General features: G+C 54.4%; 21 protein-coding genes and 1 other RNA gene. 8 read left to right on the plus strand and 14 right to left on the minus strand.

Features of this window, described 5'->3' with window-relative positions; translation table 11 throughout:
- Positions 1 to 96 precede the first annotated feature (96 nt).
- The 7 genes from U738_RS16335 to U738_RS16365 form a co-directional block, all read right to left on the minus strand.
- Positions 97 to 1071, minus strand: a complete 975-nt coding sequence (locus U738_RS16335) for a glycosyl transferase family 90 (RefSeq protein WP_035582440.1) — start codon at positions 1069 to 1071, stop codon at positions 97 to 99.
- A gap of 5 nt (positions 1072 to 1076) precedes the next feature.
- A complete protein-coding gene (locus tag U738_RS16340; protein ID WP_231896773.1) occupies positions 1077 to 2009 on the minus strand; it encodes a glycosyltransferase family 4 protein in 933 nt (310 codons plus the stop codon).
- A 138-nt stretch (positions 2010 to 2147) separates the two neighbouring features.
- The gene (locus tag U738_RS16345; RefSeq protein ID WP_035582444.1) at positions 2148 to 2930 is read right to left on the minus strand and encodes a glycosyltransferase family 2 protein; all 783 of its coding nucleotides are present in this window, start codon (positions 2928 to 2930) and stop codon (positions 2148 to 2150) included.
- The gene (locus U738_RS16350) at positions 2927 to 4081 is read right to left on the minus strand and encodes a glycosyltransferase (protein WP_035582446.1); all 1155 of its coding nucleotides are present in this window, start codon (positions 4079 to 4081) and stop codon (positions 2927 to 2929) included. Before U738_RS16350 ends, U738_RS16345 begins: the two co-directional genes overlap by 4 nt.
- Entirely contained in the window at positions 4078 to 5022 is a 945-nt protein-coding gene (locus tag U738_RS22710; protein WP_050714067.1) for a glycosyltransferase family 8 protein, read from the minus strand. Before U738_RS22710 ends, U738_RS16350 begins: the two co-directional genes overlap by 4 nt.
- The gene (locus U738_RS16360; RefSeq protein WP_081899121.1) at positions 5019 to 6392 is read right to left on the minus strand and encodes an O-antigen ligase family protein; all 1374 of its coding nucleotides are present in this window, start codon (positions 6390 to 6392) and stop codon (positions 5019 to 5021) included. The genes U738_RS22710 and U738_RS16360 overlap by 4 nt, the downstream gene beginning before the upstream one ends.
- A gap of 102 nt (positions 6393 to 6494) precedes the next feature.
- On the minus strand, positions 6495 to 7214 hold the full coding sequence (locus U738_RS16365; RefSeq protein ID WP_035582450.1) for a 3-deoxy-D-manno-octulosonic acid kinase: 720 nt from the start codon (positions 7212 to 7214) through the stop codon (positions 6495 to 6497).
- Here U738_RS16365 and U738_RS16370 point away from each other — a divergent pair.
- The 3 genes from U738_RS16370 to waaA are packed head-to-tail and all read left to right on the plus strand — an operon-like array spanning position 7213 to position 11022.
- The gene (locus tag U738_RS16370; RefSeq protein ID WP_035582452.1) at positions 7213 to 8310 is read left to right on the plus strand and encodes a glycosyltransferase family 9 protein; all 1098 of its coding nucleotides are present in this window, start codon (positions 7213 to 7215) and stop codon (positions 8308 to 8310) included. The two genes, U738_RS16365 and U738_RS16370, sit on opposite strands and share 2 nt — an antisense overlap.
- Positions 8300 to 9730 carry a bifunctional D-glycero-beta-D-manno-heptose-7-phosphate kinase/D-glycero-beta-D-manno-heptose 1-phosphate adenylyltransferase HldE gene (hldE, locus tag U738_RS16375; RefSeq protein WP_035582454.1) on the plus strand — a complete coding sequence of 477 codons (1431 nt, stop codon included), beginning with the start codon at positions 8300 to 8302 and terminating at the stop codon, positions 9728 to 9730. Before U738_RS16370 ends, hldE begins: the two co-directional genes overlap by 11 nt.
- Complete coding sequence (gene waaA / locus U738_RS16380) at positions 9730 to 11022, plus strand: lipid IV(A) 3-deoxy-D-manno-octulosonic acid transferase (RefSeq protein ID WP_035582456.1); 1293 nt, start codon at positions 9730 to 9732, stop codon at positions 11020 to 11022. Before hldE ends, waaA begins: the two co-directional genes overlap by 1 nt.
- 10 nt (positions 11023 to 11032) lie before the next feature.
- On the opposite strand, the gene rpiA is transcribed toward waaA, so the two are convergent.
- The gene (rpiA, locus tag U738_RS16385) at positions 11033 to 11707 is read right to left on the minus strand and encodes a ribose-5-phosphate isomerase RpiA (RefSeq protein WP_035582458.1); all 675 of its coding nucleotides are present in this window, start codon (positions 11705 to 11707) and stop codon (positions 11033 to 11035) included.
- A 180-nt stretch (positions 11708 to 11887) separates the two neighbouring features.
- Here rpiA and ilvA point away from each other — a divergent pair, with 180 nt between their 5' ends.
- Complete coding sequence (gene ilvA / locus U738_RS16390; RefSeq protein WP_035582461.1) at positions 11888 to 13402, plus strand: threonine ammonia-lyase, biosynthetic; 1515 nt, start codon at positions 11888 to 11890, stop codon at positions 13400 to 13402.
- Positions 13403 to 13830: 428 nt separating this feature from the next.
- On the opposite strand, the gene U738_RS16395 is transcribed toward ilvA, so the two are convergent.
- The 3 genes from U738_RS16395 to U738_RS16400 form a co-directional block, all read right to left on the minus strand.
- Positions 13831 to 14463: a 5-formyltetrahydrofolate cyclo-ligase gene (locus U738_RS16395; RefSeq protein ID WP_035582463.1), complete on the minus strand. Its 633-nt coding sequence runs from the start codon at positions 14461 to 14463 to the stop codon at positions 13831 to 13833.
- A 56-nt stretch (positions 14464 to 14519) separates the two neighbouring features.
- Positions 14520 to 14702: non-coding RNA, 6S RNA (gene ssrS, locus U738_RS23015), on the minus strand.
- A gap of 73 nt (positions 14703 to 14775) precedes the next feature.
- Positions 14776 to 15075 (minus strand): cell division protein ZapA, encoded by a 300-nt coding sequence (locus U738_RS16400; RefSeq protein ID WP_035582466.1) that lies wholly within the window; start codon positions 15073 to 15075, stop codon positions 14776 to 14778.
- Positions 15076 to 15248: 173 nt separating this feature from the next.
- Between U738_RS16400 and U738_RS16405 the strand changes: the two genes are divergently transcribed.
- From U738_RS16405 to U738_RS16420, 4 genes are all read left to right on the plus strand, one after another.
- Positions 15249 to 15827: a UPF0149 family protein gene (locus tag U738_RS16405; protein WP_035582467.1), complete on the plus strand. Its 579-nt coding sequence runs from the start codon at positions 15249 to 15251 to the stop codon at positions 15825 to 15827.
- 25 nt (positions 15828 to 15852) lie between these two features.
- Positions 15853 to 17208: a Xaa-Pro aminopeptidase gene (gene pepP, locus U738_RS16410; protein WP_035582469.1), complete on the plus strand. Its 1356-nt coding sequence runs from the start codon at positions 15853 to 15855 to the stop codon at positions 17206 to 17208.
- A 95-nt stretch (positions 17209 to 17303) separates the two neighbouring features.
- Positions 17304 to 18533, plus strand: a complete 1230-nt coding sequence (gene ubiH / locus U738_RS16415; protein ID WP_035582471.1) for a 2-octaprenyl-6-methoxyphenyl hydroxylase — start codon at positions 17304 to 17306, stop codon at positions 18531 to 18533.
- A 69-nt stretch (positions 18534 to 18602) separates the two neighbouring features.
- Positions 18603 to 19883, plus strand: coding sequence for a UbiH/UbiF/VisC/COQ6 family ubiquinone biosynthesis hydroxylase (locus U738_RS16420; RefSeq protein WP_035582474.1), 1281 nt, complete (start codon positions 18603 to 18605; stop codon positions 19881 to 19883).
- A 12-nt stretch (positions 19884 to 19895) separates the two neighbouring features.
- Here U738_RS16420 and U738_RS16425 read toward each other — a convergent pair whose 3' ends face one another.
- From U738_RS16425 to gpmI, 3 genes are all read right to left on the minus strand, one after another.
- On the minus strand, positions 19896 to 21212 hold the full coding sequence (locus tag U738_RS16425) for a S41 family peptidase (RefSeq protein WP_035582477.1): 1317 nt from the start codon (positions 21210 to 21212) through the stop codon (positions 19896 to 19898).
- A gap of 137 nt (positions 21213 to 21349) precedes the next feature.
- Entirely contained in the window at positions 21350 to 22486 is a 1137-nt protein-coding gene (locus U738_RS16430; RefSeq protein ID WP_035582480.1) for a murein hydrolase activator EnvC family protein, read from the minus strand.
- A 5-nt stretch (positions 22487 to 22491) separates the two neighbouring features.
- Positions 22492 to 24057: a 2,3-bisphosphoglycerate-independent phosphoglycerate mutase gene (gene gpmI / locus U738_RS16435; RefSeq protein WP_035582482.1), complete on the minus strand. Its 1566-nt coding sequence runs from the start codon at positions 24055 to 24057 to the stop codon at positions 22492 to 22494.
- Between the last annotated feature and the right edge of the window lie 12 nt (positions 24058 to 24069).

Below are 24069 nucleotides of genomic sequence, written 5' to 3' on the forward strand. Positions count from 1 at the left end.
TGCAGTGAAAAAGCGATAACGTATGATGATATTTACCTAATATAAATAGTGAAAAAGGGTGCACTACAGAAAAATTGATTGCTTTGATGATAACGGCTACTCGGGGGGAAGTTGATAGGTGCGCTCGAAATATTTCTGCATAACCAAAAGACCAATCATACGCTCTTGATCGGTATTCATAAATTGAGCAAAGTAGCGGTTCGCATTAGCGATAATTTTTTTTGCCGCAGCGGGGTTTTCCCGGTAATAGGTGACTTTCTCCTCAAGGTCTGAATAATCATCCTTGAGCTGTACATAGTGGTAGTCGGGTAACAACGTGCCTTCCATAAACCATGTTTCAAAGCGCGGTTGTCGCATAAAACAGACTGAATTAGAGGCCATTATCCATTTGAGGTTTGTGGCAACATCTTTGCCTTCAATACTGAGCACGAATTTATATTTCAGTTGCTCCAGTACCGACATAAAATGGCGATGCCAGGGCTGTCCATGCGCATTTTTGTGAATATCGCCCACGTTGCATAGCGGGTGATCATAAAAGTCTCGAATGAATTGACGCCGATGCTCTTGATGACAAGAACCACGCCATACCACTAGGTCAAGCTTGTCATCATAGCGGTGAGGATCTTTCACCGTGTAGTAGTGGCGAACTTGGTTCAGCTTAAGTAAAATTGAGTTTTGGTTGCGGTCATTAATGGGCCGGCTTTTCACTAGGGTAGGCGCGTCCGGCACGGTGGTTACATCACCAAACCGATGGCAGAAGCGTAGTTCAGGCGGAAAATAGCGCAACACGCTGAGTAAGTCTAAGTAATAGGTGCCACTTTTTTCGCGCTTGAAACTAGATAAACTTATAGCCTCTTCAGGCAGTTCAACGTTTTTCTCCAGTTGATTACAGTAGTTAACTCGGAGAAGTAGCTGCTGCTGTTCCGCTTTTGACAATCGTTCTAGTGATCGAAGTAAATTTAATCTTTGCCGTTGCAGAAGCGTACTGGGAATCAGGCGGTGAACGGTATGTTGCGCATAAAAGCCTAGCTTATGGAGGTTCTTATGCGCTTTTGCAGTAGCCGCAAGCATAATCGTTAACTCACTATTGTTTGATAGAGGTGCCAGTACGCTGCAGTCATTGACTGAGGGCTATAATGATCTAAACGCTCAGTGGCTCCTTGGGCCAAGTGTTGCCGAAGAACGGCGTCCTGCCTTAATCGCATAATGCTGTTAGCCAGCGCATCGGCATCGCCGGACGGGATCAGTAATCCCGTCTGCTCATGCTTGACGATATCGGGGATGCCGCCAACCTTGGTAGCAATGACAGGAACGCCTAGCTGCATGACATCCAGCAATACGGAGCCCAAGCCTTCATTGCGTGAAGGAAATGCAAACACATCTAGGCCCGCCAGATAGTCGGCAATATTGCTTTTAAACCCCAGCCAGGAGACATTGGTAAGTGACGAGGATTCTGCTTTTAGCGTTTCTGCATCTTCGCCATCGCCTAGAAAAATAAACTGTATATCAGGTGCTTGATGCTCAAGCTTCTGCGCAGCCTGTAACAGCAATCGCTGACCTTTATGACGGTCTACCACGGCGCCTGCATGGCCCACCAAAAATTTGTTGGCAAAGTCATTGCGAAAATTTTTGATCGCCTCAGGCGAGGGCGTTAAGCGCGCATAGGCACTGGGTATCAAGGTAACGTCGCCACACTGATTGTCTTCCAGAAGACGCTTTATGACGTGGGAAAGGGCTACTCTGGCGGATGCATGAGAGTAACACTGCTGGTTGAACCACTTACGTTTGACGGGCGAATCGACACGGCGCGTAATTAAATAGGGCGTGCCTTTTAAACGATAGTGTAAGTAAGCCCAATGAACGCCTTTTGCATCGTGGGCATGTACCAAATGAGTATTACCCTGCTGTGTCTTACCGAACGATGTCTCGCCGAGATGAAAATGTCCGGCTAACTGATGATTGGCTGACTGAAATTTGAGACTCGCTACACCTTGCAGATGTTGTCGCATGGGGGAGTCATTACGGCAAATCAGTGTTTGTGTAATCTCGTTTGATGTCTGCTCTGCTAATGTTTTAATTAATAACTCAGTTTGGCGTTCGCCACCGCGAAAACCACGTGCCAAATTTACATGAGTGATATGCATGGATCACCAAACCTTATTAAAATCTTCCGCTTCAAGCACTTTTGGATCACGCTGATATTCGAGTAGCTTGGCATACTTTAAGTAGCTATTGAGTCCTGCGCTGATCGCAACGGTCATGCCATCAACCCCACCCATGAAGCCTCGCTGAAATATATATTTGCGTACAAAGGCATTCAGACCATGTGCAAACGGTGAAAAAGCGTTGGCTCGTTTCCCTTTCTGAAACATAATCTTGGCCGCACGACCGCTGAAATTGCGACCTGGCTTGGCGAATAGCTGGCCTAAGTTGGCAAAGGAGTAATGCACTATATCGGCGTTAAGTCGCTTGGGGTTGGTAGCTCCTATGCTAGCGTGCTGTTTTACCTCAGCAAAGCTAGCCTGGTGCCGGTTGTAGAGTCGAATGCAGTAATCTGGATACCATCCACAGACTTTAATCCAGCGTGAGCCAATCATATTGCGACGACGAAAGGCAAAAGCGTCATGTTTGGTTGTCGCAAGGTCGAGCTGACGAATCGCTTCGACCATCTCCGGGGTTAGGCGTTCATCGGCGTCTAAGCTGAGCACCCAGTCATACGTTACATGCGCTAGCGCGATATTTTTTTGAATGCCGTCGCCTAAATAGGCCTGTTGAACCACCTTGGCACCTAACTCACGCGCGATAGCGATGGTTCGGTCCTGGCTGCCTGAATCCACTACAACGATGTCGTCACATACTTGGCGAGCAGACGCAATGCAGTCCGCAATATTGGCTTCTTCGTTAAAGGTAATAATATTAGCCGATATCATGAAACAGGCATCTCTTGCAGAAAGGCGGAAGTAATGTGTGCTGGAGAAAAACGTTCCAGCCAACGTTCATCAATAGCGTAGCCGTCCGCTTCAAGAATACTATCAACACGGGCCGCTAACGCCTCCGGTGTCATTTCACAAAGGTAAGCTTCCAGCTCATCGGCCATAATATCACGCACCCCGCCTGGGCAATCGACCGAGACAATGGGTGTTTGGCAGGCCAGTGCTTCGAGCAGTACGATGCCGAGTCCTTCGTGGGCGGAGCTCAAAATGAAGAGGCGCGCATGATGCATCCAAGGGTAAGGGTTTAATTGTCGGCCCGCAAAAGTAACGCGTGCCGCAATACCCAGTTCAACGGCTAGCGCCTCCAGCTCTTTGCGCAGTGGCCCCTCGCCGACAATCACCAGCGGAAGGGTGGTCTGCATCTTGGCATACGCCCGCAGCAGTAGGTGATGATTCTTCTGCGGTACCAAGCGGGCTACGTTGAGTAAATAGGGGAAATTGGGCTGCTCGGGGAAGTCTTCGAGCATCGCCTTTCGGATGGCCGCTAAAGGGCATGGATTGGTGATGGTTCTCAGTGATAATGGCTGCACCTTTAGCGCCTGCATGGACGTTGCGATCTGTTTTTCGACGCCGTGAGATACGCTAATCAGATGTTTATTATGAAACAGACAGCGTGCTTTTAATCGCTCTAGCCAAGGCGTATGACCGGCGGGCGCTTTGACGATATTTTCCAGTACATAACAGGCGCGCGGGTCTTGGAAAGACCATAGCGTTTCAAAGGTGCCAATGCCGCGGAAAATAATGCGGTCGAAAGCACCATGTTGGCGCTCAAGGCGACGTACTTCGCGACGAAAAAGTTTTCCGCCCCACCAGCCTGACAATAAAAAATAGCTTTTCCGAAACGCGCTATTGAGCAGGCGAGCTACCACCTCAATGATACCGCCCACACCCGATGTCCACATGGCACGTGAAAGTGCGAAATGGTGAACATTGACCCTCTCATTGTTTGGTGCTAACTGAGGAGGCCGTCGCTTAAAGTACATCAAATGGCTTTCATGGCCCTGCTCGGCAAAGGCATCAGCAAGGTTCACTGCTACCCGTTCCATGCCACCAATTTTTAACGTACGCACGACAATCAATACCTTCATGTGGGCGAGTCCTTTTGGTGAAAGGGAAGTTGTAGCACCGGCTTGCACTGCAACTGCTGACGCCGCCGCCGAGTCTTAAACCACGCCAGCATTTGCTTGAGGCTCTGTTGTAGGGGCGGGCGGGGAACGCTAACGGACTGCGGCCAGGGGGTTAATGAAAGATAGTGCTGATATAAATAGGCAAGCGGGTGGCGGTTGTCGGCGTGCCATGGTTTCCTTGCGCCAATAAAATGTACGATCGCTGGTTCACGGGTTGCGTGTTCAAGTTCCTTCTGCCAATGGGCATAATGAGCTACTTTTTTCTCCACTGCTGGATAAGCGTATGGCTGCATATTCCAACGCATGGGTAGACGATACCAGTCTTGGAAAATAAGATTTAAGGCGTCCTGATCGGGATAGCTCAAGGTGTAATCGTGCTGCTTTAATATCTGATCGACTTGGTCTAGCACATTACGAGCTTTCCACCCTTCTAGATCCACCACAAGGACGCCGGAGTTAAAATAGTGTTGATAACCCAAGCCCATTCGACTCTGTTCGGTTCCCTGTAGATTAGCCACACTGGCTATGGGAGCGCCCTGCATGTCGAATGACAATACGTTGGCAACATCATCTAGCACCACTAGGTCGCAATCTAAATAAATAACTTTGTGGCAGCTTGATGGCAACCAATTGTGCATGCCTAGGCGTAGCATGGCAGCAGGGCCAAAACGGCCCAATGTTAACTCAGGCCAACTGCTGTTCTCATCTTCAATGACCGTTAGTGATGCAGGCAGTGTCGTAAACCAGTTGTGCAGCCGTTGATGGGTATGGGTAGATAACTGGTAGCCTAATAAATAGAAATGCAGCTTTTCAGGTGTCTCGCTATGGCAAATAGTGGATGCCATGACCGCTGCTGCCTTGTCTACATACCCTTCATCGGCGCACAGGACAATAGTAATCATGGGAGATCCTTTTCGATGTGAGTAATGGCTTTTGAACGGTTAGCTCGTAATTCGGGTTTCCATATATGAGCAAGGCAGCCCGCCATAACAACATTAAACAGAAACACACCTGTCCAGAATATCAAATATGATTCAAAAAGATTAATCACACTCCAAAAGCATAAAAAAGCATAGAAAAATAGCAGTACATCTCCCGGCATGTCGCCACGCTTCCAAGCAATCCATGCGTTTTTTATAAACCATATTAATAGATAGAAGTAAGTAGCTAGGCCCAGGAGACCATACTGTAGCGTGATTTCAAGATAGAGGTTATGTAAATGACCAAAGTTTAAAGCTTGATAGTGTGCTTGATTATATTGGATGTTGTTAAATAAATAATCAACGCCTTGCTCACCCCAGCCCAGCAAGGGGCGCTGGGCAATCATATCCATCGCGGCGCGCCAACTGTACAGTCGCTCTCCTACACTAGAACGTACTTCGCTGGTTGATAGGGGAACAGAGCTCCAATCACCTCTTAGTAATGCCTGAATGGTATCCAACTCTGCAGAGGCTCTTTCAATGACTAAAGAGCTATTGGTAACGATAAGAATAGCCAAACACGTTGATAGAAGGAAGATTAAGAGTAGATGTTTATTTGAAAAACGCTTCCGGTGTTCGATAAAAATGAACATAGAAGCCGTTAATATACCGGCAATCACACCGAGCCAAGTGGCGCGAGTTTGCGAAATGATAACGCCAGCTATAATGATAATAAAAGAAAGCACCCATAAACTTAGTTTGCCATAGTGTTGTAGAGGGGCCCTTAACAGCCGTGGTAAAAAAATAAGCAATCCAAGCAGTACTGTGCCGAAAAACATCGCTGAATGCTGAACGTTACGAATACCAAACCCAATGCGTTCGCCGAGAAAACCACGCTGAAAATCAGCGAGGCCATCGCCAGCGATCCATGGCGCCAATACGACAGCTGCGCTAGCAATACTCCAGAAAAGTAGCGTGTTCTGTGTGCTGCCAGCAAGCCACCATGCAAATATAATAAACACAAACAGTCGGGCAATGTGATCCAGTTTAGGGTAGTCACCTGCCAGGTCAGGAAGTGCCAATGTTAAAAAAAACCAATGACACACTGCTAACAGTAAGGCCCACCAAAACATATGAAAAACGGGGTGTTTCCATACTGGTGCGGCATAAATTTTAATGCTAATTAAACCAGAGAGAGATAGTACTAATTTATTGAAGTCGCTAAAATCATCAAAGTGAGGCTTTGAAAAAACGTAAAACAACGTAGTTAATACGCCTATCGCTATTAAGGGTAGGGGCGTTTTTCCAAAATAATGTGTTTCCCATAAGCTTGAAGGGATCTTTCTTAGCATATACTCAGTTTCTCAGTTGTTTGCTGCATCTATGAAAAATTAATATTCATTGGTGGGCTGACAGGTATTTTAAAAGCTGTTTTAACGAGTCGCGATTAACATTTAACTACAGTAACCTTGTCGAATGCTGCCCATTAATTCTGAGCTGTGGGAGATGGCAGAAAACTTTCCTAGCGAGCGCTCTAAGCGAGCTAAATTCTTTTCCTGCCACCTTCCCGCCGCACGGAGGCGGCAGCGATCAAGGTCAATCAACCAAGGTGCGCCACTGGGGTCGATCAAAATATTGCGGGCGTTCAGGTCAACATGATCAAGCCCTGTTTGATGAAAGCGGTAAATCATAGCACCTACACGCTTTAACAACGCTTCATCCACCAGATCGTTGACGAGTAGTTCAGCGAATGCTTTGGCGCCGGCAATGCGCACGGTAATCAACGCGGCTTCATACGTAAGTCCATAGCGGGTCACACAGCTCGCTACGGGGCGGGGCACCGGCAGCCCTTGCTTAAACAGCGTGGCGGTCAAGCGCAGTTCACGAAATGCCCGGGTTCGCTCAGCGCCAGTCCATAAGTAGCGTTTTTCACTGAGCTTGGCTGCCATACCGCCGCGACGGTAGGGTCTTAGCACCCACTGCTCGGTTGGCGTTGCCTGTAAAAACAGGCTGCTGCCCCGGCCAGGCGCTTCGCCCACAATTAATCCGCGTTCACGCCAGTAATCGCTAGTGAATAGGTCGGGATCAATTTGGTGTGTTCCCGGCGCGTCACATAAACTGTCTACATCATGTAAAATCAGCCAATTTCTCTGCCGGAGTGCCGCTAAGCGCATGAAGCCCTCTCTGCCTGTTCAGCCTAACCACATTGCCATTTTGCGCCTCTCCGCCCTAGGAGACGTGTGCAATCTTGTGCCCGCGGTGCGGGCGTTGCAGCGCCAGTGGCCCGATGCGCGCATTACCTGGATTATCGGTAAGGGGGAGCACAGTCTACTGGCGGGGCTTTCCGGGGTCGAGTTCGTTGTTTACGACAAGTCGACCGGTCTTGCCGGTATGCGCGCGTTATGGCGTCAGCTTGCCGATACGCGCTTTGATGTGCTGCTGCATATGCAGCAGGCCATCCGTGCCAGCGTGCTGTCGTTAGGGCTGAAGGCTGACGTACGCGTGGGCTATGACAAGGCGCGCGCCAAAGATGCTCAGCACTGGTTCACTCAGCATCAGCTTGCGCCGCACCCCAATGCCCATGTGTTGGAGTCGTTTATGGACTTTGCCCGAGTGCTTGGCGTAGAGGATGATCGCTTAACTTGGGACTTGCCGGTGCCTGACACGGCACGTAACGAAGCACGGGTTATCAGCGGTGACGCCCCGTACCTAGTGATTAACCCATGCAGTAATGTACGCCTGCGTAATTTTCGCAATTGGTCGGTAGAGGGTTATGCCAGCGTGGTTGAACACGCTTGGGTGCAGCACGGTCTTAAAAGCGTGTTGACCGGCGGGGGCAGCGCCCTGGAGCGGGAAATTGGCGATCAAATTGAAGCGCATTGCCAGCCTGGTAGCGTGATTAATGCCATTGGCGGCACCTCGCTAAAAGGGGTTTTAGCGCTGATCGATCAAGCCCAAGCAGTGATAGCGCCGGATACCGGCCCTATCCATATGGCCAATGCGATGGGAACGCCTGCTTTGGGGCTTTATGCGTCCACCAATCCCCAGCGTGCTGCGCCCTATTTATGGCGTGATTTTGCAGTGAACGCTTATCCTGAAGCGGTGCGTACCTATCTGCATAAGTCAGTAGACGAGGTGAGTTGGGGCCAGCGGGTGCGTCACCCCAGCGCCATGATGCTGATTAAAGCAGACGACGTTATCGCTAAACTGGATACACTGCTGGCGCATTCCGTCTCTGCCGCCAGCGCAGGGAGCAACGATGAAAATTGATTTAACCGCCTTAGAGCATGCCCGCGTGCTAGTGGTCGGCGATGTGATGCTAGATCGCTACTGGCATGGCGGTACCTCACGGATTTCCCCCGAAGCGCCGGTGCCGGTGGTGCGGGTGGAAGATGTCGAAGATCGCCCAGGTGGGGCGGCCAATGTGGCATTGAACATCACTTCGCTAGGCGGCCATGCAGTACTGGCGGGTGTGATCGGCGACGATGACAACGCGCAGATTCTACAAGCCAGTTTAAATGCCGCAGGTGTAAGTACTTACTTTCAGCGGAGTGCTGAAATACCCACGATCACTAAGCTGCGTGTGATGAGCCGTAACCAACAGCTGCTGCGTCTGGATTTCGAGCAGCGGTTGGACAGCGTTGATACTAGCGAGCTAGTGACGCAGGTAGAACTGGCGCTACCCGACTGCGACGTCGTGATTCTTTCCGACTATGGCAAAGGTACCCTGAATCAGGTGGAAAATCTGATTGCCAACGCAAGGGCCCAGGGCAAGCGAGTGCTGATCGATCCGAAAGGGCAAGATTTCAGCAAATATCGTGGGGCTAGTTTAATCACCCCCAATCTCACCGAGTTTGAAGCGGTGGTTGGCCCCTGTGCGACGGATGCCGAGTTATCGAGTCGTGGCGAAGCACTGCGCGCGGAGTTGGAGCTGGAAGCGTTGCTGATTACTCGCAGCGAAAAGGGCATGACGCTGATCCGCGAAGGCCACGCGCCGCTGCACTTACCTACCCGCGCTCAGGAGGTCTTCGATGTAACAGGGGCAGGGGACACCGTGATTGGTTTGATGGGGCTTGCGCTGGCGGCGGGCCACGCCTTTCCCGAAGCGATGATGCTCGCTAACTTAGGGGCCGGATTGGTAGTGGCCAAACCGGGTACAGCCACGCTGTCGATCGCCGAGCTCTACACCGCGCTACACGGCGATAAGCTGGCCGAGTTTGGGGTCATTGAGCTAGACGTGCTGATAGAAGCGGTAAGGGCCGCTCAGCTACGTGGTGAGCGGGTGGTAATGACCAACGGCTGCTTCGATATCCTGCACGCAGGCCATGTCGCTTATCTGGAGCAGGCCAAACGGCTGGGAGATCGTTTAATCGTCGCGGTTAACGACGACGCCTCCATTGGTCGGCTAAAAGGGCCTAAGCGTCCAATCAACCCCTTACATCGGCGTATGCAGGTATTGGCGGGGTTAGGCGCCGTCGATTGGGTCGTGCCGTTTAGTGACGACACCCCCCAGGCGCTGATCGAAGCGGTATTGCCGGATATTTTAGTCAAAGGCGGCGACTACCGGCCAGAAGATATCGCAGGAGGCGCGGCCGTTATGGCCAATGGTGGCGAGGTTAAAGTGCTGGGCTTTGAAGACGGCGTCTCGACCTCGGCGATGATTAGCTCCATTATTGATCGCGAGCGCTAATGGCTGCACTTGCTTGGCCTCGGCTTGCCTACTCAGCGGCGCTGTATGCGCTCTCACCGCTGATTGGCTGGCGCGTCTGGCGTGAGCAAGTGCCCACTTACTCACGTCTCCAGCGGCTGGGGTTGCGCCTTGAGCCGCTTCCACCCACACCGCGCATTTGGCTGCACTGCGCCTCGGTGGGAGAAATACGCGCTGCGCGTCCGCTGATAGAGAGTCTATTAGAACGCTATCCAGCCCATAGCCTGCTGCTCACCACCATGACTGCCACCGGTGCCCAACAGTCCCAAGCGCTGATTGGCGAGCAACCCCTAGCCGATCAAGCCAGGCTTGCCCATCACTTCCTGCCGCTGGACTTTCCAGGTGCTGCTAAACGCTTTGCGCACCGTGTTAAACCCGAGCTTGCCATCCTGTTTGAAACCGAGCTATGGCCTAATCTGATCCACGCCTGTCGTCAGCAGGGGCTACCCGTAGCGGTAGTGAATGGTCGCTTATCGCCACGGGCTTTTAAGCGTTACCAACGGCTGCGCCCGTTGATGGTCAACACGCTTGCCGAGATTAGTTGGCTAGCCGCCAAATCACCGGCAGACGCAGAACGCTTTATTGCCCTAGGCTGTAGTTCGGATATCACGCATACAGTCGGCTCGTTAAAATTTGAACTAGTCAGCCCAGGAAAAGCGATAAAAGAGGGTGAGCACTTACTTCAAGAATGGGGCGAGCGTCCTGTTTGGGTAGCGGGTTCCACTCGCGAAGGCGAAGAAGCGTTGCTGCTTCAGGCCCATCGCCGACTGCTGCAGCGCTACCCTGATGCGCTGCTAGTGCTGGTGCCCCGCCACCCCCAGCGCTTTGACGAGGTGGCCAAGCTGTGCCAAACAGAGGGGTGGACATTAAGCCGCCGCAGCCAGCAGCAGCCCGTCACAATGCAAACCCAGGTTTACCTGGGGGATACGCTGGGTGAACTGGCGATGCTTTATACAGCGGGCCGTGTGGCCTTTGTCGGGGGCAGTCTAGTGTCGCTGGGCGGGCATAATGTACTTGAACCGGCGGCTTTGGGACGCCCGGTGCTCAGTGGCTCTTCAATTGAAAATTTTGCCGATGTGGCAGAGCCGCTGCAAGTAGCAGGTGCGCTCACCTTGGTCGACACCCCTGACGCCTTAGCAGAGGCGGTGGCGGGCTACTTTGCTGCGCCTGAGCTTGCCCAGCAGGCTGGGCAAGCAGGGCGCGCGGCGATTGAGGCACACAAAGGCGCCCTGGCCCGCACTCTGTCTGGGCTGGAGGCCCTGCTGCCCCGGTAACGCAGCAGCGTTATTTAAGTGCGATCCTTTCTACGCCATCTTCTTTGCCTAGCAGCAGAACATCCGCGCCGCGGGCAGCAAACAGCCCATTGGTCACCACGCCGACGATAGCGTTGATGCGCGCTTCCATGGCCACCGGGTCTGCGATCATAAATTCATAGCAGTCGATAATTTGGTTGCCATTGTCGGTGACCACTCCCTGGCGATAGACCGGCTCGGCGCCAAGCGCGACAAGCTCGCGGGCGACATAGGAGCGTGCCATAGGGATGACTTCTACCGGTAGCGGAAAATTACCTAACTGGGGCACGTACTTTGAGCCATCGGCGATGCAGATAAAGCGTTTGGCGCAGGCAGCTACGATTTTCTCGCGGGTAAGCGCAGCACCACCGCCTTTAATCATATGTAAGTGAGCATTTACTTCGTCTGCGCCATCTATGTAAAAGGGAACTGTGCCAACGCTATTAAGCTCAAATACCTCAATGCCCAGTTTCTCAAGATGTTCGGCACTCGCCTTAGAACTCGCTACCGCGCCTTTAAAGCGGTCACGCAACGGCCCTAGGCGATCGATAAACAGGTTCGCCGTGGAGCCGGTGCCAATCCCTAAGATGGTATCCTTTTCCAGCTGAGCTTTAATTTCTTCAATCGCTGCGTCCGCTACGGCGGCCTTCAGTTCGTCCTGGTTCATAGTCAGCCTAGTGGGTCAAAGTATGGTTAGTGATAAGAGAGTTAGTCAGAGAAGTGCTCGTGGCGCTAGTATAGCGGTCTAAACGCCGCCTGCCGATGGCAACCCGGCTAGACGCCGCTAGGCGTAATCTGCTACCAATAAAAGCTTTGTCCGTTCACGTTCTTCCCTTGGGATACTCGCATGCTAGAAGCAACCGTCAAAAAGATCCTCCAAGCCCGCGTTTATGAAGCCGCTTGTGAGACACCGATTTCGCCTGCCCCCTTTTTGTCGCGTCGTTTCAACAACCAGATTTTGATTAAGCGCGAAGATCTACAGCCAGTGTTTTCGTTCAAGATCCGCGGTGCTTACAACAAAATGGCGCAATTAACGGAAGAGCAGAAAGCCAACGGTGTAATAGCTGCCTCCGCTGGCAACCACGCCCAAGGGCTGGCGATGGCCGCCAAGCTAATGGGTGTGAAGGCCGTCATTGTCATGCCGCGGATTACACCGGACATTAAAGTGCAGGCGGTGCGCGCCCGGGGCGCCAAAGTCATCCTCAAAGGGGACGCCTTCGCCGCTGCCGCAGAGCATGCACAGGAATTGATTAAAGAGCACGGCTACACCTACATTCCGCCGTTTGACGATATCGACGTGGTGGCCGGTCAAGGTACCATCGGCGTGGAAATTCTGCGCCAACACGCTGGGCGCTTAGACGCCATCTTCGTACCGGTCGGCGGCGGTGGATTAATCGCAGGTGTAGCAGCCTATGTGAAATACCTGCGCCCGGATATCAAAGTCATTGGCGTCGAAGCCGAAGACAGCGCTTGCCTTAAAGCCGCTTTAGAGGCGGGGGAGCGCGTGGTACTTGACCAAGTGGGCGTCTTTGCCGAGGGCGTCGCGGTGGCGCAGATTGGCGAGGTGCCTTTTTCGCTGGTCAAAGACCTGATCGACGGCGTTATTACCGTCAATACCGATGAAATGTGCGCAGCGGTGAAAGATATTTTTGAAGATACGCGCGCGGTGGCGGAAACCTCCGGCGCGCTATCGCTGGCGGGGCTGAAAAAATATATCCAGCAGACCGGTGCCGAAGGCGAAACGCTGATATGCATTAATTCCGGGGCCAATACCAACTTTGATCGTTTGCAGCACATCGCCGAGCGCACGGAGCTAGGCGAACAGCGCGAAGCAATTCTGGCGGTGACCATTGCCGAGAAACCCGGCAGCTTTAAAAAGTTTTGCCGCACGCTAGGCAAGCGCATGGTGACCGAATTCAGCTATCGCTATGCCGACAGCAATGAAGCGCATATTTATGTAGGCGTCCAGGTTAAGCCCGGTGGTGAAGACCGCCAGGCAGTCATCGACAAACTGCGTGAAGGCGGCTACCAAGTGGAAGATCTCACCGATAACGAGTTGGCGAAGCTGCATATTCGCCACTTGAGCGGCGGTCGTCCCAGCGAGCGTTTCGAAGAAGAAGTGTACCGCTTTGAGTTCCCCGAGCGTCCAGGCGCGTTGATGAACTTTTTGACCCAACTGCCCCACGACTGGAATATCTCACTGTTTCATTATCGCAACCATGGTGCGGCTTATGGTCGAGTGCTGGTGGGTATGCAAGTGCCTAACGGTGATCGCACCCATGTGGCTGAGTATTTAGATGCCATCGGTTACCGTTACTGGCGCGAGAGCGATAATCCAGCCTATCGACTGTTTATGGCTTAATCATTCACTACTGTATGTAAGTGCTTGCTCACCTTAAACGTCAGAGCTGCTAGTAACGCAACGAAACTTAATCCTCAGAAATGAGGCTAAAAAATGTCGTTAAAGCAGTTGTCAACGATGGCCTTATAGCCCTATAGTCGTGAGTGAAATTAAGCAAATTCGCCATCCTGTAGAAAACAGTAAAGAGTGGCGGGTTTGGCACATTCGGCAACAGCAAAGGTGTTGGAGAAGCGGCATGCGGCGGAAGAAGCCTGATATGGTAATGGCGTTGATGGTGGTGTTTGCATTAGGGGTGCTGGCTACCGGCTATGCACAGGCGCTATCGGGAAGCTAATCCCTATAAGCCAATCTCTATATAAGTGAGCACCTACAGCGATAACGCTGTTAACCCGCAAGGCGATAGATATTAGACAAGAGGGGCTGATCCTTTATTGGGTCGGCCTTTTTTTTTGGCGACGTACGCAGCCTTGGTCACTGACCACCGCTTGTAAGGGCACATCCCAGGGCTCTACAGGCAGTGAAGCCACTTGCTGGCAGGCATGGGCGACACCAATCAACGTAGGCGCCGGGCCGGGGCGATGCATGAATGCCAAGCTGCGGTCATAAAAACCGCCCCCCATGCCCATACGGTTAGCATTAGCATCAAACCCGACCAGCGGCACAATTAACGTATCTAGTGCCCAGGCGGATATGCGGTTGCGTCGCTCAGCGCCAAAACGTAAGTCGGGTTCCCAAATGCCAAAGCGATTTTGCACCATGGGGGTGTCAGGGCGATAGGCGACAAACCACAAGCGGTTAGCGCTAAACGGGCGTAAAACCGGTAGGTAAATAGCGACGTTACGCTGGCGCAGCCAGGGAAGTAGCGGGGTAGGGTCAATTTCGCCGTTGACAGGCAGATAGAGACTTAAGCGTCTTGCGCGGCGGATTTCAGGCAGGGTTTTCAATTGCTGGCATAAGCGCTGGGCCGCAAGGCGCTGCTCATGCTTAGAAAGGGCTCGGCGTTGGTGACGTAAAAAGCGCCGCAGCGTGCGCTTATCGGCGTCCTGGTGGAGGCTTTCCATGCAGATATACTCTTATATCCTATGTTCTCAAATACCCGTTGCTTTGTAAGACATAGGTGTTCTCCAGAGTGCCGCTGTCATTCTGGCCCTGAACCTACTGGTTCAGGTGGGTGGCCGCAGCCAGACCGTCAGGCTTTCCGACGCACGGACATGCACACGGGCCTGGCTAGCATTTGGCCCCCTGGGTATTACGCATAGGCTCGAGGGACTATAACGACTGGCGTACACCCCAGAGAACTCCGCCATCCTAACAGAGCGAGGGCCAATGCCAAAGTGCCGGGTTAAACGTTCGCAGAGCTTTCAGACTACGCGTTAGGGCTGGCGTGTTTTGGCCAACGCCTTTTCAAGGCGGTCATTTAATCGGTTAAGGTTCTCTTCACCGGCACGATGCTCATCCATGGCTTCAAGCAGCTCGTGGGTGATATTGAGCGCCGCCATAATGGCCACTCGTTCGCTGCCTAGAACGCTGCTTTGGGCATTGATACCCTGCATGGCACGGTCTAAATAGCGTGCTGCGCGGTCAAGTTTGGCTTCTTCGCCCGTGTCGCAGGCAATGATATAGCCGCGCCCTAACAGGGTTATTTCTTTGGTTGGCCGCTTGGCGTTACTCATCAAAGACTCCAGCACGGGCCAGCAAGGCGCCCAATGCGTTAACATCACAGCATAGGAAGATAGGTGTCACTCACTATAAGAGAGGCGCTTGTGCGCGGTCAACGCGCAGAGACATCCTTTACTAATATCCGAGATACCCTACACACCCAGTGAATACGAGGTTATTAACGACTATGTCATTGATTGATGAGCGTCAGGACTTTTCTGACGTGGCGGATGTTTTTCTCCTGCATGGCAGCATGCAGTCACCGGCTTTTCTGGATGGCCGCCTATGCGCCCTGTTGGCGCTACGCGATGTGAGTGCAGAGGCTTGGTTGGACGAAGTCTGCCAGAGTTTAGGCGTTGAGCAGCCCCGCGATCAGGCAAGTGGTGAGCGACTATTAGGCTGGCGGCGGCAAACCGTAGAGGCGCTCAGCGCTAGCGACCTGGACTATACACCGCTACTACCCGATGAACTGTTCTCGCTTGGCGAGCAGGCGCAAGGCCTGAAAGAGTGGACGCTGGGCTTTATCGAAGTCGTCGACGAAGTGGCGGACAACGAGCTGCGCGAACGCTGGTCCCAAGCGCTGCGTGAGGCGATTAGTGACTTAGAAGGGTTAGGCCGAATCGATACCGATATCGACGATAGCCCAGAAAACGAAAACGATCTGTTCGCGCTGACCGAGCATGCCCGCATGGCTGCGATGTTGCTGTATACCGAGCAGCACCCAGGGATGCCGCAAGTCGAGCAAACCGACGCGCCCGTTCACTAATCACGCTGCTTTGATAGGAGTCGCTATGCTGCCTGACCCTGAGTTGCCAACGTTGTTACCTCGCCCCCCTGCGATCAGCGTGGCCGAGTATCGCCAGCGCCGCGATGCTCTTATGGCCCAACTGCCTGATAACGCTGTGGTGGTGCTTCCCGGCGCCGGGCTGATGACCCGTTCACGTGACAGCGAATTTGCCTTCCGCCAAAACAGCGATTTTTACTACCTGACCGGCATTTGCGAGCCAGATGCGCTATTGGTGCTGCTCCCTGGGCGCGTTGAAGGTGAGAGCGTGGTGTTCTGTCAAGATCGTGACCCCACCATGGAAGCGTGGACAGGGCGTCGTCTGGGTGCCGCTGGCGTGGTGGCCGAGTACGGCATTGATCAAGCGTTTGAAAACGCTGATCGCGATGAACGGCTACCCGAATTGTTAGCGGGGCGTGAGCTGCTTTATCTGCCGCTAGACAATGGCGAAGCCGTGGCAATTGCCGAAGATGCCTTGGCTGCGGCCCAGGCGGGGCTGAGACGCGGGCGGCCGCCGCTAAAAGGTTGGCTGGATATCAGCCCGTTGCTTCACGCTATGCGGTTGATCAAAAGCGATGCTGAAATTGCTCTGCTTAGCCATGCGGCGCTGATATCTGCCCATGCTCACCGGCGCGCTATGCAGGTCGCCCGCCCAGGCCTGAGTGAATTTCAGCTCCAGGCTGAGTTAGAGCATGAGTTTGTGTGGCAGGGCGCCAGTGGCCCCGCTTACAGCACGATTGTGGGTAGCGGTGCCAACGCCTGCGTACTGCACTATATTGAAAACAGCGCACCGCTATGCGAAGACGGCTTGGTGCTGATTGATGCGGGCGCCGAGTTTGAGCTGTATGCCGGTGATATCACCCGAACATTTCCGGTAGCTGGGCGGTTCGATGACGCCCAGCGAGCGCTCTATCAAGTGGTGCTCGATGCACAAGAGCGTGCCGTTAGCGCTATCCAGCCTGGTGTGACACTGGTGGATATCCATCAAGGCGTGGTGCATGACTTAACCGCCGGGCTAATTAAGCTTGGTCTGCTGGAAGGCAAGGTTCAGGCGCGCATTGATGACGAGAGCTACCGGCGCTTTTACCTGCACTCAACGTCACACTGGTTGGGGTTGGACGTCCACGATGTCGGCACTTATAAGCTAAATGAGCAAACGCCCCGACCACTGGTTGCAGGCATGGTGCTTACCGTAGAGCCGGGCCTGTATATTCCTAGCGATGACGATATTCCTGACGCCTATCAGGGCATAGGGATTCGTATTGAAGATAATGTGGTCGTCACTAATGACGGTCATGCAGTGCTGACCGCCGACGTACCCAAGCAAATCGTTGAAATCGAAGCATTGATGGCTAAAAAGTAACCAGCCATAAATCATTTGCAATGACCTTTATGTAAATTACGTTACGAAATTATTATTGCCTCTTTGTGAAGCGGCGCCGTGGTCGGGAGAAGCCAATGCAGCAGTCTAATCAGGCGGTTAAGGGAGCACTGACCCATGACATCGTGATTGTGGGCGGTGGGCTGGTAGGCGCCAGCTTAGGTTGCGCTCTGGCGCCACTGATTGAGCGCTACGGCTGGCGTGTGGCAATCATTGAATCGGCACCGATGGCCGTTCAGCCGCAGGAAGATGCCTGGCAGCCCAGTTTCGATGCCCGAGCCAGCGCTATTGCAGAGGGTTCGGCACAGCGCTTCCAACAGTTGGGTGTGTGGGAAGCGATGCGTGATGAGGCCACGCCGATCAAACGCATTCATATCAGCGAGCGTGGGCGCTTAGGTGCGACACGGCTGAGTGCTGATGAACTGGGCGTCGCGGCGCTGGGCCATGTCATCCCCAATGCATGGATGGGGCGTGTGCTTCATCACCGGCTTGCTCAGCTACCGCTGGAGTGGCACTGCCCGGCAAAAGTCGAACAGCTCACGCCTGTGGCCGGAGGACATCACCTGCAGCTCTCGGACGGTAGCCAGCTAAAGGCTGGGCTTACGGTATTGGCGGATGGTGGGCGCTCTGGGCTCAAAGAGCAGCTAGGCATAGGCAGTCGCCGTGAGTCTTACCAGCAGACAGCGCTTATTGCTCATGTCGGTGTCAGCCAGCCTCATCAAGGCATCGCTTATGAGCGCTTTACCTCGCAAGGGCCTATGGCGTTGTTGCCATTGCCGGGCCAAGCCATGGAGCTGATCTGGACGCACCCCAGTGGCAGCGAGCAAGCACGCATGGCGCTTCCCGAGCGTGAATTTCTGCTACAACTTCAGCGTGCGTTTGGCGATCGGGTGGGTCGCTTTACCCGGGTCGGCACTCGCCATACGTATCCGCTGTCACTGGTCACCGCTGAAGAGCCGGTGCGGGCAGGGCTGGCGGTATTAGGTAACGCTGCCCACGCTTTGCATCCGGTTGCGGGGCAGGGGTTTAACTTAGCCCTGCGTGGGGTAATGGATCTTGTGGAAGCGCTGGAGCAGGGCGAACAGGCCAAGCGTCCGCTGGGCGATATGACCACATTGCAAGCATTTGAGAAACAGCGCTCACGAGATCGTGCCAACGTAATTCGCTTTAGCGACGGTCTAGTGCGTCTGTTCGGGCTCTCCTTCCCGCTGCTGCCCCACGCCCGTGCAGCTGGCTTAATTGGCTTGAATCTGGTTGGGCCGCTACGTCGAGGGTTGGCCCGTCGCGCCATGGGCTTAGAGCGTTAGCTTGCTGGCTTTTCAGACAAAGCCTCTGATCATTCAATAGCTCACTTGCGCGACTTAAGAGGTTTTACTATGTATACGGATACATCGATTGCGAAACCGCCGGTGGAAAGCTTTGAGGCAATCATTGTGGGTGGTGGCATGGTGGGCACCGCGCTCTGTGCGCTGCTGGCCCAGGCGGGGATGCAGGTGGCGCTGGTTGAGGCGACGCCTGCACCGCTACGCATTGAACAGGCCGCTAGCAAGCTGCCAGCCCCGCGGGTGAGCGCGTTAACGCCGGTTTCCCAACGCTTGCTCACTCACTTGGGCGCTTGGCCGGCCATGCAGAACACTCGGGTAACGGCCTACCAGGGCATGCAGGTATGGGATGCCGAAGGCAGTGGTGAAATTGCCTTTTCCGCCGACGAGGCGGGGGTAGCCGTACTGGGGCATATTGTTGAGAACTCGGTCACGCTGGCTGCACTGAATAGCCAAGTAGTCGATCACCCCAACGTCACCACGTTTTTTGGCGCTCGCTTACAGGCGCTGCAGCGTGCCAGCGGCAATACATCTAAGCGTGTATTAAGTGGCGATTGGTTAATACTTGACGACGGGCGCCAACTACAAGCGCCGTTAATCGTTGCCGCCGATGGCGCCCACTCAACACTGCGTGAAATGGCCGGTATTGAGGTGGTCAGCGACGACATGCAGCAGGAGGCCGTGGTGACCACCGTTAAGTGCGCCAAGCCCCATGGTGGCACGGCGCGGCAAGCGTTTATTGACGGCCGACCGCTGGCATTCCTGCCTTTAACCGTGGAAGGTAATGACCATTACTGCTCCATTGTGTGGTCAACCACGCCAGCGCACGCCGCTGAACTGAGTGAATTGCCTCGCGGAGCTCTTGGCGAGGCGCTGGGGGTTGCGTTTGGTCACCGCTTAGGCGACGTCACTGCCTGCGATAAAGCCCACCGCTTTCCGTTAGTGCAGCGCCATGCCCGCCACTATGTGCAGCCGCATTTCGCACTGGTAGGGGACGCTGCTCACAGTATTCATCCGTTGGCAGGTCAGGGCGTTAATTTAGGGCTGATGGATGTGGCGGTGTTGGCAGAAGAGGTGGTGCATGCCTGGCAGCGCGGTGCGCCCTGGGGAGAACTAAGCACCTTGAGACGCTATGAGCGTCGGCGGCGCTTTGACAACAGCGCCATGCTGGGACTAATGAAGGGGTTCAAAGTGCTGTTTGGCAGCCACGACCCGGCGTTGACGTTGGCACGTAATGTGGGGATGAGCGGTATGAACCAGTGGGTGCCCTTAAAGCGGGTATTGATGCGACAGGCGACCGGGGAGCGCGGCCGCCTACCGCTCAGTTGTTGCTAAAGCAGGTTGTCGTTAACGCCGCTGACGGTCGACTACATTGAGTGCTTTAAGCAGATTAAGCGCTTCGCTGAGTTGGTAATCATCGAGTAGCCGCTCGGTCATTTCCTGGCGATCCCGGGGCGCCTGCTGAGCGCTTAGGTGGCCCTCAAGATCGGCTTCGCGAATCTCTCGGCGGCTTTCGGCTACTTCCAAGCGACCGCGTACGACGTCCACATCGGGCTCAATGCCTTGGGCCTGAATTGAGCGCCCGTTGGGGGTGTAGTAGAGCGCAGTGGTGAGCTTGAGCCCTTCGCCGTTACCTAGCGGCATAATCTGCTGCACTGACCCCTTGCCAAAACTATCGGTGCCCATAATCACGCCGCGCCGTTGATCCTGCAGCGCACCGGCGACAATTTCCGCGGCTGAGGCACTGCCGCCGTTGATCAGTACCACCAACGGCACATCGCGTGCAGGTGTGGTCGTGGAGGCGGAGAACGACATCTCCGTATCCGAGAGGCGCCCTTCGGTATATACGATCAAGCCTTCATCCAGAAACAGGTCGGCAATGCCGACGGCGGCTTGCAGGACACCACCGGGGTTATTACGTAAATCGAGTATCAACCCTTCTAGGGGCTGTTCACGCGCCATACGTTCAAGCGCTTCGCGGGCTTGTTCGGTGGTGCGCGATTGGAACTGGCTGACACGCAGGTAGCCGTAACCGGGCTCGAGCAGCTCGTGCTTAACGCTCTCGCTGCGAATAATTTCGCGCGTCAGCGTGAACTCCCGCGGTGAATCTTCGCCTGAACGCAGCACACTAATGCGTAGATCGCTGCCTGGCTCGCCGCGCATTAGGGTCACCGCTTCTTGTAGCGACATGCTATCGGTGGGAGTGCCGTCGATGGCGACGATAATATCGCGAGAAAGCAGCCCCGCGCGGGAAGCCGGCGTGTCATCAATAGGCGTAATCACCATAAGCTGGCCATTCTCGGTGCCCACTTCGATGCCAATGCCGCCAAATTCGCCCTGAGTAGACTCCTGCAGGCTTTGGTACTCTTCCTTATCCAAGTAGGCGGAGTGGGGATCCAGTTCGCTCAGCATGCCGCGCATAGCGTTACGCAACAGCGTGCTGTCGTCGACCTCCTCAACGTAGGCACGCTTAATGCGCTCAAATACCTCGGCGAAGGTCTGAATATCTTCCAGGGGCAGTTCGTTATAGGCAGGCTCATCCGCCATGCTGTTACCGGCTGGTTGGGCAAGCAGCGGTAGCGGCGCCGACAGTAAAGCAATTGGCAGCAGGGTCGCCAAGAAGCGCTTGGCGGGGGCTGGTACCCCGGTAACAGATAGCGTCATGCAAACTCCGCAAGGCGATAGGTAGCGTCGAAGCGCGCCACCCTGTAGTTAAAATACTTAGTTAAAACATTAGCTGAGACATTAGTCGAAACAACAATAAAAAAGCTGAAACCTTATTAGTCATGCAGCTTATCCCGTCAGCGGCGCGCAATCCAACGCTGGGGATTAATTGGTTCACCGCCGCGGCGAACTTCAAAGTAGAGCGCGGCGCGGGTTTGCCCTCCACTATCACCTACACGACCTATTTCATCGCCGCGACTGACCTGCTGACCAGGCCTGACGCTGAACTGCTGCAGGTGGGCATGTAGCGTCATAATCTGGTCGCCGTGGTCGATAATCAGCAAGTTACCAAACCCGCGCATCCAGTCGGCGAATACCACGCGCCCGGTGTGAACCGCTGTGACAGGCGTACCTGCGCTGGCTTGAATCACAATACCGTTATAGTGCACGCCGTCGCGGTGATGGAAACTGCTACTGATTGAGCCCTGTACCGGCCAAGGTAAATCGCCTTGGGTACTGACAATATGCGTAGTGGGCGTAGGTTCAGCAAGTCTTGCCATCTCCGCCTGGATATTGCGCAGCACGCGCTCGGCCTCTTCGCGGCTCTGGTTGAGGTCCGCCAGCCGTTCCTCTTCACTGCCGTAGCGGTCATCCAGGTTGGAAACCACGCCGCGTCGTTCGGTGGTGCGTTGGGCAAGCAGCGCACTTTGCTCTTCCAGCTCATCGGCTAATGTATCAAGACGCGCTTGGCGCTCGCTTAGCTCCTGCTGGGTGTCGGCCAGGGCGGTATCCAAGCGTGCTATATCGCTTAAGCGGCGATTGCGTGCTTCGGTCAGCCGATTCATATAGGCCTGCATACGATCCAGCTCGGCAGGGTCACCCTGGTTAAGCAGTAGTTTGAGCTGCGGCGTAGGGCCAAGTCGGTAAAGCGCGGAGAGCTGTTGGCCTAGCGCTGCGTACTGATCGGCGCGCTCGCTCTCCAGGCGGTCACGGTGCTGGCGCAGTTGGGTGGTTTCATCATTCAACTGGCGGCGCTCAGCTTGCAAGGTGTCCAGGCGCTGATGCGTTTCGGCAAGCTCGGTTTCGACTTCCTTTAGCTCGCGTTGGGCGCTATCGCGGGCCTCGCCAGTGGCGCTGAGACGTTGGGCAACAGACTCGATCTCTTGGCCAATGGTATCCAATTGCTGGCGCGCCGCGCCTTCATCCTGCTGAGCGAAGCCTGCTGGCGCATAACTTAACGCCAGCAAGAGTGACAGGGCTAAATACGGCCGCATGGGCACTATTTATAATGAATCAGTGGTTGACCGGTCATTGCCTCGGGCTGTTCTTGATCCATCATGGTCAGCAGCGTGGGTGCCAGGTCGCATAGCTTGCCCTCTTCAAGCGAGGCTGGGCGTTCACCAACGTAAATAAGCGGTACCACAAAGGTGGTGTGGGCGGTTTGCGGTGCGCCGGTTTCGGGATGAACCATCTGTTCGGCATTACCATGGTCGGCGGTAATTAAGCAGGCGCCGCCTGCACGCTCGATGGCTTCAACGACACGTCCCACGCAGGTATCGACGGTCTCAATGGCTTTTACCGCGGCGTTGAAGTCACCGGTGTGGCCGACCATATCACCGTTGGCGTAGTTGCAAACGATCAGATCAAAGCTGCCGCCATCAATGGCGTCGACAAGCTTGTCGGTAATCTCAAACGCGCTCATCTCAGGCTTTTCGTCGTAGGTGCGCACATCGCGTGGAGAAGGCACTAAGATGCGCTCTTCGCCGTCATATTCAGCTTCATTGCCGCCTGAAAAGAAGAAGGTGACGTGGGGGTACTTCTCGGTTTCGGCGATACGCAATTGTTTCAAGCCGCGCTTAGCCACCACTTCACCCAAGGTGTCGTTAAGATCCGACGGTGGAAAGGCGGCTGGTGCAGCAATGTCAGCGGCGTACTGGGTCATCATTACCAGCCCTTTACCCGCAAGTTTAGGGCATGTACGCCGCTCAAAGCCTTTGAAGTCTGACTCGGTAAAAGCGCGGGTTAACTCACGGGCGCGATCAGAGCGGAAGTTTAGGAAAATAGCCGCATCGCCATCTTGTAAGGTAATCGGGCTGTCATTGAGGGGTATGCTGCTGGCGCCTACGAATTCGTCGGTTTCGCCACGCTGGTAGGCATCGCGAAGCGCGGTTTCAGCGCTGGAGGTGTAGTACTCCGCGTGGCCATCGGTGAGCAGGCGGTAGGCTTGCTCAACGCGCTCCCAGCGGTTGTCGCGATCCATGGCGTAGAAGCGGCCAATAATTGAGGCAACAAAACCATTATCAGCGCCCACTAGCTCGGCCAGGCGAGCATTGGCGCGCTCTATTGAGGCCAGGGCGCTTTGCGGGGGCATATCGCGCCCATCGAGAAAGGCGTGAATAAAAATGCGCTGGGCGCCGCGGCGGGCGGCCAGTTCTGCCATGGCAATAAAATGCGCTTCATGGCTGTGGACACCGCCGGGGGAGAGCAGGCCAATTAAATGTACCGGCCGACCATTGGCGACGGCTTCGTCAATCGGCTGGGTAAGGTTGTCATTAACATCCAGGTCGCCGTCTTCAATCGCCTTGCTGATACGGGTGAAATCCTGATAAACGATACGGCCGGCACCAATATTCATATGCCCGACTTCAGAGTTGCCCATCTGGCCGTCGGGGAGCCCTACGTTAAGCCCATCGGTGTGAACGAAGGCGTGAGGGCGGCTCGCCCACAATTTATCCATCGTTGGCGTGTGGGCAGCGGCGACCGCATTATGGTCACTCTCAGGGTTGTGGCCATAGCCGTCGAGAATAATCAGCGCCACGGGGCGCGGGGTGCGAGACGTATCCATAAAAACCTCGTT

The sequence above is a fragment of the Halomonas sp. TG39a genome (genome assembly GCF_000744395.1).
In the GTDB taxonomy this organism is placed as follows: domain Bacteria; phylum Pseudomonadota; class Gammaproteobacteria; order Pseudomonadales; family Halomonadaceae; genus Vreelandella; species Vreelandella ventosae_B.

Bases quoted from the DNA above. Each gene is read 5' to 3' on its own strand.
- U738_RS16345 (WP_035582444.1), bottom strand. From the start codon at position 2,930: ATGATATCGGCTAATATTATTACCTTTAACGAAGAAGCCAATATTGCG.
- ilvA (WP_035582461.1), top strand. From the start codon at position 11,888: ATGCTAGAAGCAACCGTCAAAAAGATCCTCCAAGCCCGCGTTTATGAA.
- U738_RS16340 (WP_231896773.1), bottom strand. From the start codon at position 2,009: ATGCGACAACATCTGCAAGGTGTAGCGAGTCTCAAATTTCAGTCAGCC.
- U738_RS16360 (WP_081899121.1), bottom strand. From the start codon at position 6,392: ATGCTAAGAAAGATCCCTTCAAGCTTATGGGAAACACATTATTTTGGA.
- U738_RS16405 (WP_035582467.1), top strand. From the start codon at position 15,249: ATGTCATTGATTGATGAGCGTCAGGACTTTTCTGACGTGGCGGATGTT.
- U738_RS16420 (WP_035582474.1), top strand. From the start codon at position 18,603: ATGTATACGGATACATCGATTGCGAAACCGCCGGTGGAAAGCTTTGAG.
- U738_RS16400 (WP_035582466.1), bottom strand. From the start codon at position 15,075: ATGAGTAACGCCAAGCGGCCAACCAAAGAAATAACCCTGTTAGGGCGC.
- U738_RS16425 (WP_035582477.1), bottom strand. From the start codon at position 21,212: ATGACGCTATCTGTTACCGGGGTACCAGCCCCCGCCAAGCGCTTCTTG.
- U738_RS22710 (WP_050714067.1), bottom strand. From the start codon at position 5,022: ATGATTACTATTGTCCTGTGCGCCGATGAAGGGTATGTAGACAAGGCA.
- hldE (WP_035582454.1), top strand. From the start codon at position 8,300: ATGAAAATTGATTTAACCGCCTTAGAGCATGCCCGCGTGCTAGTGGTC.
- U738_RS16335 (WP_035582440.1), bottom strand. From the start codon at position 1,071: ATGCTTGCGGCTACTGCAAAAGCGCATAAGAACCTCCATAAGCTAGGC.
- pepP (WP_035582469.1), top strand. From the start codon at position 15,853: ATGCTGCCTGACCCTGAGTTGCCAACGTTGTTACCTCGCCCCCCTGCG.
- U738_RS16430 (WP_035582480.1), bottom strand. From the start codon at position 22,486: ATGCGGCCGTATTTAGCCCTGTCACTCTTGCTGGCGTTAAGTTATGCG.
- rpiA (WP_035582458.1), bottom strand. From the start codon at position 11,707: ATGAACCAGGACGAACTGAAGGCCGCCGTAGCGGACGCAGCGATTGAA.
- gpmI (WP_035582482.1), bottom strand. From the start codon at position 24,057: ATGGATACGTCTCGCACCCCGCGCCCCGTGGCGCTGATTATTCTCGAC.
- waaA (WP_035582456.1), top strand. From the start codon at position 9,730: ATGGCTGCACTTGCTTGGCCTCGGCTTGCCTACTCAGCGGCGCTGTAT.
- ubiH (WP_035582471.1), top strand. From the start codon at position 17,304: ATGCAGCAGTCTAATCAGGCGGTTAAGGGAGCACTGACCCATGACATC.
- U738_RS16395 (WP_035582463.1), bottom strand. From the start codon at position 14,463: ATGGAAAGCCTCCACCAGGACGCCGATAAGCGCACGCTGCGGCGCTTT.
- U738_RS16350 (WP_035582446.1), bottom strand. From the start codon at position 4,081: ATGAAGGTATTGATTGTCGTGCGTACGTTAAAAATTGGTGGCATGGAA.
- U738_RS16370 (WP_035582452.1), top strand. From the start codon at position 7,213: ATGAAGCCCTCTCTGCCTGTTCAGCCTAACCACATTGCCATTTTGCGC.
- U738_RS16365 (WP_035582450.1), bottom strand. From the start codon at position 7,214: ATGCGCTTAGCGGCACTCCGGCAGAGAAATTGGCTGATTTTACATGAT.